Below are 1,126 nucleotides of genomic sequence, written 5' to 3'. Positions count from 1 at the left end.
GGACCAACCTCACCTTCATCTGCGTAGTAGTATCTGGTTTCACCTGTAATATTATAAACTAACATTCCGTATCCGCCGTTAACATTAATATCACTTTTTCCATACCAACGGTAAACAGTTGTTGCTAAATATTCGGCTTGAAAATAGAAGGAGTCATAGATTCCCATTAGTTCACCACCGAAGCGGTTATAATAATTTACATCAGAAATATCGCCGGTGTGAAGGAATTTTGGGTCGAAAACATAAGATTCGGTTCTGGCATTTAATTCAATTGTGTTAGGAGCAAATTCAGGAGTTGTTTCAGGAATAGTATATGCATAAGCAGCTCCAATATGGATGTTTTTGCCATGTTCATTAATTGCTGCATAAGAAGCTCTTACGTTTGCTGAGAATCCTTCATCTCTTGTACCTTTATCAATCTTAGTTCCCGGTTCGTGTCCAAAAATTCCAGCAGTTAATTGCCCGTTATCTGTCCAATATCTTGCGGCAACACCAACTCTTCTTCCTCTAGGAAATGCGCTTGATACTGAAGAGCGCTCTAAGAAAGATAACAAACGAGAACTGTTCAATCTTTCCATACCAATAGGCTCTTTAAAATTTCCAGCTCGAAGAGAAAGATTAACAGATGGGATAGTGTATTGCACCCAAACATCGCGTAAATCCAAAACTGCTTCGCTAAATTCCAAATCAAGTTCGGCTTGCCAATCCTTACCCAAAACCGCCTTAGTTGCAAAAGTTATTCTTCTGAATAAAGTACCATTGCTTAATGGATTTTTGTTTTCGAAGTACATTGCGCCATCAAACTGAATTCTTGAATCGAACCACCATTGGTAAGAGCCATCTTTAGATTCAAAGACCATTTTACCATTACGTTGTTCAACTCCAAGCGGCATTTTTTCTGCACCGCCCGGAACCTTTGCATCTTGTGCAAAAAGAAGAGCGCAATTCACCAAAAATGCTGCAAGTAGAACAACAGCTTTTACTGTTCCACGATTGTTCATGATTACTCCTATAAATATGTTCTTAATTGAGTTATAGTATAGCTACTTTATTTTAGTTTGAATCCTAAATGCTTCTTCGATGCTGCTTTTCAGCAGCTCGGTTTCTTTATCAAATAATTTATTTC

1 protein-coding gene is annotated in these 1,126 nt (G+C 38.0%); it reads right to left on the bottom strand.

The annotated features are described in order from the left end of the window. On the bottom strand, window positions 1–1,001 hold a 1,001-nt coding region (locus Q8M88_RS14985; RefSeq protein ID WP_305597961.1), incomplete at its 3' end, for an OprO/OprP family phosphate-selective porin. Window positions 1,002–1,126 lie beyond the last annotated feature (125 nt).

This window comes from Phenylobacterium sp. (assembly GCF_030693805.1).
Lineage (GTDB): Bacteria > Pseudomonadota > Alphaproteobacteria > Caulobacterales > Caulobacteraceae > Phenylobacterium.
This window is presented reverse-complemented; position numbering and strand designations above follow the sequence as displayed.